At 73.4% G+C, this 6,489-nt stretch carries 4 protein-coding genes and 1 pseudogene; 3 read left to right on the top strand and 2 right to left on the bottom strand.

The annotated features are described in order from the left end of the window. Window positions 1-1,283, bottom strand: a 1,283-nt coding sequence (locus CCN56_RS01715) for a molybdopterin molybdotransferase MoeA (protein WP_256961657.1), incomplete at its 3' end; no start/stop codon positions are given. Window positions 1,284-1,287: 4 nt separating this feature from the next. Continuing rightward, window positions 1,288-1,926 (bottom strand): annotated as a pseudogene (locus CCN56_RS01710) (GTP 3',8-cyclase MoaA); the annotation flags it as partial. Window positions 1,927-2,189: 263 nt separating this feature from the next. Between CCN56_RS01710 and CCN56_RS01705 the strand changes: the two are divergent. Genes CCN56_RS01705 through CCN56_RS01695 form a run of 3 tightly spaced genes read left to right on the top strand, consistent with a single transcriptional unit; the run spans window position 2,190 to window position 6,391 of the window. Then, complete coding sequence (locus CCN56_RS01705) at window positions 2,190-4,583, top strand: FdhF/YdeP family oxidoreductase (protein ID WP_256961656.1); 2,394 nt, start codon at window positions 2,190-2,192, stop codon at window positions 4,581-4,583. Beyond that, window positions 4,571-5,413 (top strand): formate dehydrogenase accessory sulfurtransferase FdhD, encoded by an 843-nt coding sequence (gene fdhD / locus CCN56_RS01700; protein ID WP_086822543.1) that lies wholly within the window; start codon window positions 4,571-4,573, stop codon window positions 5,411-5,413. The genes CCN56_RS01705 and fdhD overlap by 13 nt, the downstream gene beginning before the upstream one ends. A 48-nt stretch (window positions 5,414-5,461) precedes the next feature. Continuing rightward, entirely contained in the window at window positions 5,462-6,391 is a 930-nt protein-coding gene (locus tag CCN56_RS01695) for a LysR family transcriptional regulator (RefSeq protein WP_086822540.1), read from the top strand. Window positions 6,392-6,489: the final 98 nt, after the last annotated feature.

The raw sequence follows: 6,489 nt of genomic DNA, 5'->3' as shown, positions 1-6,489 counted from the left end.
CCGGCGGCCACCCCGCCGGGCGGGACGACGGCGAGGCCGTCGGCGCACGCGAGACCCCGCAGCATCGCGGGGCCGTCGAACGGCAGCGGTTCCGCTCCCCGGTCCGTGCGGCGTACGGGAAGCAGTCGGGTGTCCCGTGGGTGCCGGGGCAGCGCGGCGGCGGCGACGGTACGGGGCGGCTCGGGGGCCCTGTGCCCGCCGAGGCCTCGCAGCAGGGGTACGGCGAGGGTGACCGTGCCGGCGACGGCGGCCAGCGGGTTGCCGGGCAGGCCCACCAGGTGGCGGGGCCTGCCGTCGGCGGCCGGAGGCAGTTCGGCGAGGAGCATCGGGTGGCCGGGCCGGACGGCGACGGAGTCGACGAGGAGGCGGGCGCCGAGCTCGGCGAGGGCGGCGTGCAGGAAGTCCACCGGTCCTGCGGCGGTGCTGCCGGTGGTGACGACGACGTCGGCGGTGGAGTCCCGTACGGCCGCGCGCAGCAGTGCCAGGTCGTCCGGGACGCGGCGGCGGCCGGTGACCTCCGCACCGCAACCGCGCAGCCAGGGCGCGAGGAGCGGGCCGAGGGCGTCCCGGACCCGGCCGTGCCGGGGCACGCCGGACTCCAGCAACTCGTCGCCGAGCACGAGGAGTTCCACGACGGGCCGGCGGTGCACCGCGAGGCGGTCGTACCCTGTGGCGGCCGCGAGCCCGAGCACGCGCGCGGTCACGGTCGTGCCGGCGGGCAGCAGGACGTCGTCCTCCCGGCACTCCTGCCCCCTGGGCCGGACGTCCCGCCCGGGGGCGATCGCGCCTTCCGAGCGGTCGAGCAGCAGACCGGTCCCCTCCTCGATCTCCCCGTGCTCCCGCCGGAGCACCGCGCTCGCCCCCGCCGGTACGGGGGCGCCGGTGGCGATGCGTACGGCGGTGCCGGGGCCCAGCGGTCCGGGCTCCTCCCCCGCCAGGACGCCGTCGCCGCGCGGCCGCCACGGTCCGGCTCCCGCCACGGCCCAGCCGTCCATCGCGGAGGTGTCGAAGGGCGGCAGGTCGGTGAGCGCCCTCAGGGGCTCGGCGAGGGCGTGGCCGAGGGCGTCGGGGAGGTCCCGGGTGACGGCGGGCAGCGGTGGCCCGGCGCTGTCGCGGGCGAGGTTCCTGGCCTGCTCCCACGCGAGGGCGGGGCGTGCCGGGTCGCCGCACCCCGGGCTCGCCGTGCGGCCGTTCCCGGGTGGCGTGCTCGTCCGTTCCATGGGGGACGGGCTCGTCCGCTCCATGGGAGACGGACTCATCCGCTCCATGGGTGCCGTACTCATCCGTTCAGCCTCCGATGGCCGACATCGGCCGTTCCGGGCGGCGGAAGTCCGGGCCGCCGATGGCGTGTCCGGGGCCCTTGCCGCCGATCGCGCTCCGCCAGGCGGCTTCGAGGGCCGCGTCGTCGGCGCCGCCGCGCAGCAGGGCCCGCAGATCGGACTCCTCGGTGGCGAACAGACAGGTGCGCAGCTGGCCGTCGGCGGTGAGCCGCACCCGGTCGCAGCCGCCGCAGAAGGGGCGGGTGACGCTGGCGATGACGCCGACCACGGCGTCCGTGCCGGCGATCCGCCACTCCTCGGCGGGGGCGTTGTCCCGCCGGTCGACGGGGGCCAGGTCGAAGCGCTCGCCGAGGCGGTGCAGGATCTCCTCGGCGGTGACCATGCGGTCGCGGTCCCAGGCGCCCTGCGCGTCGAGCGGCATCGACTCGATGAACCGCACCACGTAGCCGTGCTCGGCGCCGAACGCGGCCAGGTCGGCGACCTCGTCGTCGTTGACCCCGTGGACCGGGACCGCGTTGACCTTGACCGGGGCGAGGCCGGCGGCGCGCGCGGCGCGCAGTCCGGCCAGGACGTCGGCGAGCCGGTCGCGCCGGGTGATCTCGGCGAACCGCTCCGGGCGCAGGGTGTCGAGGCTGACGTTGACCCGGCCGAATCGGTCCGTCAGCGGGGCGGGGTGCGAACAGGAATTCATGACCTGATCACCCTCGGCGAATTCTCCGGGCAAGTCAAAGAGGTATTACCGATGACGCGATAGAAATCGCTTGTACACCCTTGTCCGCCACAGGAACCGAGCCATAGGCCGCACCTATCAGCTCATCGAGAACATCTCTTTGACTTTGCTCCGAAAGGGACCGAATCTGCTCTGCGGCGAGAATCCGATATTCGCGAGGAAATGAGGCGGAGCAGAGCATGAGCGCCATCGAGGACCCGGTCGACGATCTGAAGGTCACCCCGCCGAAGACCTGGGCGACGGGACTGCCCGCCGTGACGCACGCGCTGGAGTACTCCCTGGGCCAGACGTCCCCGAGGCGCACCGCGCTGACGCTGCTGAACATCAACCAGCCGAAGGGCATCGACTGCCCGGGCTGCGCCTGGCCGGAGCCCGCGCCGGGCAAGCGGCACATGAACGAGTACTGCGAGAACGGCGCCAAGCACATCAACGACGAGGCCACCTCGCGGCGCGTCACCCGGGACTTCTTCCGCGAGCACTCGATCGCGGAGCTCGACGGCATGTCCGACTACTGGCTCAATCAGCAGGGCCGGCTCACCGAGCCGATGGTGAAGCGGCCCGGTGCGACGCATTACGAGCCGATCGGCTGGGACGAGGCGCTCGGTCTGCTCGCCGACGAACTCAAGGCGCTCGACTCCCCCGACGAGGCCCTCTTCTACGTCTCCGGCCGGCTGAACAACGAGGCCGCGTTCCTCCTCCAGCTCTTCGCGCGCGCGTACGGCACGAACAACCTGCCGGACTGCTCCAACATGTGCCACGAGTCCAGCGGTTCCGCGCTGTCGGAGACGCTGGGCATCGGCAAGGGCAGCGTCTCCCTGGACGACATCCACCACTCCGACCTGGTGTTCGTCGTGGGGCAGAACCCGGGCACCAACCATCCCCGGATGCTGTCGGCCCTGGAGGAGACCAAGCGGAACGGCGGGCAGGTCGTGGCCGTCAACACGCTGCCCGAGGCCGGGCTCATGCGCTTCAAGCACCCGCAGAAGGCCCGCGGGATCATCGGCCGCGGCACGCCGATCGCCGACCAGTTCCTGCACATCCGCGCCGGCGGCGACCTCGCCCTCTTCCAGGCCCTGAACCGGCTGCTCCTGGAGGCCGAGGACGCCGCTCCGGGCACGGTCCTCGACCGTGGCTTCATCGAGCGGAACACGATCGGCTTCACCGAGTTCGCCGAGCACGCGCGTCAGGTCTCGTGGGAGGACGTCCTCACGGCGACGGGCCTGTCCCGCGAGGAGATCCAGACGCTCTTCGAGCGGGTCCTCGCGAGCGAGAAGATCATCGTGTGCTGGGCGATGGGCGTCACCCAGCACAAGCACGGCGTGCCCACGATCCGCGAGATCGTCAACTTCCTGATGGCGCGCGGCAACATCGGCAGGCCCGGCGCGGGCGTCTGCCCGGTGCGCGGCCACAGCAACGTGCAGGGCGACCGCACGATGGGCGTGTGGGAGCGGATGCCGCAGAGGTTCCTCGACGCCCTGGGGCGCGAGTTCGGCTTCACCCCGCCCGCCCACCACGGCCTGGACGCGGTGAACGGCATCCGCGCCATGCACGAGGGGCGCGCGAAGGTCTTCCTGGGCGTCGCGGGGAACTTCGTCCGGGCCACCCCCGACAGTGCGGTCACCGAGGAGGCGATGCGGAGCTGCCGGCTCACCGCGCACGTCTCCACCAAGCTCAACCGCTCCCACACGGTCTGCGGCGACACCGCCCTGATCCTGCCCACCCTCGGCCGCAGCGACCGGGACGTGCAGGGCGGCGTCGAGCAGTTCGTCACCGTCGAGGACTCCATGAGCGACGTCCACGCCTCCCGGGGGAAGCTGCCGCCGGCCTCCCCCGACCTGCTCAGTGAGGTCGCGATCGTCGCGCGTCTCGCGCGCCGGACCCTCGGTGACGAACCGGACGTCCCCTGGGAGGAGTTCGAGCGCGACTACGGCACCGTCCGGGACCGGATCTCCCGGGTCGTGCCCGGCTTCGAGGACTTCGACGCACGGGTGGCCCGGCCCGGCGGCTTCCACCTGCCCAACCCGGTGAACAGCGAGGTCTTCCCCACCCCGAGCGGCAAGGCCGTCTTCACCCGCAACGCGTTCACGATGCCGCACGTCCCCGAAGGGCACCTGCTGCTGCAGACCCTGCGCTCGCACGACCAGTGGAACACCGTCTGGTACGCCCCCGACGACCGCTACCGGGGCATCCACGACGCCCGCCGGGTCGTCCTCGTCAACCCGGCCGACCTCGAAGCCCTCGGCCTCGAAGACCGCCGGCTCGTGGACCTGGTGAGCGTCTGGCACGACGGGCGGGAGCGGCGCGCGGAGGGCTTCCGGGTGGTCGCGTACCCCGCGAGCCGGGGGTCCGCGGCGGCCTACTACCCCGAGACGAACGTCCTGGTGCCGCTGGACAGCGTCGCCGACATCAGCAACTGCCCGACGTCCAAGGGCGTGGTGGTCCGCCTGGAGCCGGTCCGCGCCTCCGCGCCGGAGCAGGCCCGGACCTCCGTGCCGGAGCAGGCCGGTGCCTCCGTGACCGAGACGGCGGCCGCCGTACGGAACGACGCAGGGAGCACCTCGTGGGACGCGTGACCCGGCGGCGGCGCGTCCTGCGCGTCCGGGAGGGCGAGTCCGGGTACCGCCCCGACACGCTGGCCGCCGAGGAGCCGATGGAGATCCGGGTCGGCGGGCGCCCGCTGACCGTGACGATGCGCACCCCCGGCGACGACTTCGACCTGGCGGCCGGGTTCCTGGTGAGCGAGGGCGTGGTGCACGCCGCCGGGGACGTGGCCGGGATCCGGTACTGCGCGGGCGCCACGTCCGACGGCGGCAACACGTACAACGTGGTGGACGTCGTCCTCGCGCCCGGTGTGGCCGCCCCCGACGCGTCCCTGGAGCGGAACTTCTACACGACCTCCTCGTGCGGCCTGTGCGGCAAGGCGAGCCTGGACGCGGTGCGGACGACGGCCGCCTGGTCCGTCGCCGAGGACCCGCTGCGCGTCGGACCCGAGGTGCTGACGGCGCTTCCCGACCGGCTGCGGGCCGCGCAGAAGGTCTTCGACAGCACCGGCGGGCTGCACGCGGCCGGTCTTTTCTCGGCCGAGGGCGAGCTGCTGTGCCTGCGGGAGGACGTCGGCCGGCACAACGCCGTGGACAAGGTCGTCGGGCACGCCCTGCGGTCGGGGCTGCTTCCGCTGCGCGGGACGGTGCTGATGGTGAGCGGGCGGGCCTCCTTCGAGCTGGTGCAGAAGGCGGTGATGGCCGGCATCCCGATGCTCGCGGCCGTGTCCGCGCCCTCCTCGCTCGCCGTGGACCTCGCCGCGGAGAGCGGGCTCACCCTGGTCGGCTTCCTGCGGGGGACCTCGATGAACGTGTACTGCGGCGACGACCGTCTGGAGGCCGGGTCCGCGGCCGTGAAGTGACGGCGGCGCCGATTGGCGTTCCGGTGGACGGTCCGGTAGACCCGTGGGGTGCTGTTCCGTCAACTCGAGTACCTGGTGGCCCTCTCGCGGGAGCGTCACTTCGCCCGCGCCGCCCAGGCCTGCCACGTCTCCCAGCCCGCCCTGTCGGAGGCGATCCGGAAGCTGGAGGACGAGCTCGACGTCCCGCTGGTGCTGCGCGGCCGCCGGTACGAGGGCCTCACTCCCGAGGGCGAGCGGATCGTGGTGTGGGCGCAGCGGCTGCTTGCCGACCGTGACGCCCTGAAGAGCGAGGTCGGTGCCCTGCGTACGGGTCTGAGCGGCCGGATCCGGATCGGCGCGGTGCCGACGGCGTCCGGCGCGGTCGCCCTGCTCACGGCGCCGTTCTGCCTGGCGCACCCGCTGGTGACCGTGGAGGTGGCGGCGGACCTCCGGTCGGAGGACGTCCTGCGGCAGCTGCGGAACTTCGAGATCGACGCCGGGGTGACGTATCTGCACAAGGGCCTCGCGGACCACTTCCAGGCGGTGCCGCTGTACGAGGAGCGGTACGTGCTCCTCACCGGCACCGCCGACGCCCTGCCGCAGCGGGCCTCGGCGACCTGGGAGGAGGCCTCGCGGCTGCCGCTCTGCCTGCTGACCGGGACCATGCAGGGGCGCCAGGTGCTCGACGAGGTGTTCGCGGAGGCGGGGGTGCGGCCCTCGCCGCGGGTCGAGACGGACTCGGTGGCGTCGCTCTTCGCCCATGTGCGGACCGGCCGGTGGGCGAGCATCGTGCCGCACACCTGGCTGCACGTCTTCGGGGTGCCGCACGGCATGCGGGCGGTGCCGATGGCCGAGCCGGCGCGGTCGGTGCCGGTCGGCCTGGTGACGGTCGTCCGGGAGCCGGAGTCCGTGACGGCCCGCGCGCTCAGGGAGGTCGCGGGCCGCACCGATGTCGCCGCCGCCCTGGACCGCCTCCCGGGAGACTCCGTACCTCAGTGACACGCGTGCCGCGGTGACATCCGTACCGCGGTGACCTGCGTACCGCGGTGACCTGCGGGCAGGGGCCGCTCGGGACGGCCCCTGCCCTGCTCGTGTGC

Origin of the sequence: Streptomyces sp. NRRL B-24572 (genome assembly GCF_002156145.1) — a bacterium.
GTDB lineage: Bacteria > Actinomycetota > Actinomycetes > Streptomycetales > Streptomycetaceae > Streptomyces > Streptomyces vietnamensis.
Note: the sequence above shows the minus strand (reverse complement) of the source record. Positions and strands in the feature narration are given on the sequence as shown.

Coding starts and splice junctions, on each gene's coding strand:
- CCN56_RS01705 (WP_256961656.1), top strand. CDS start 2,190: ATGAGCGCCATCGAGGACCCGGTCGACGATCTGAAGGTCACCCCGCCG.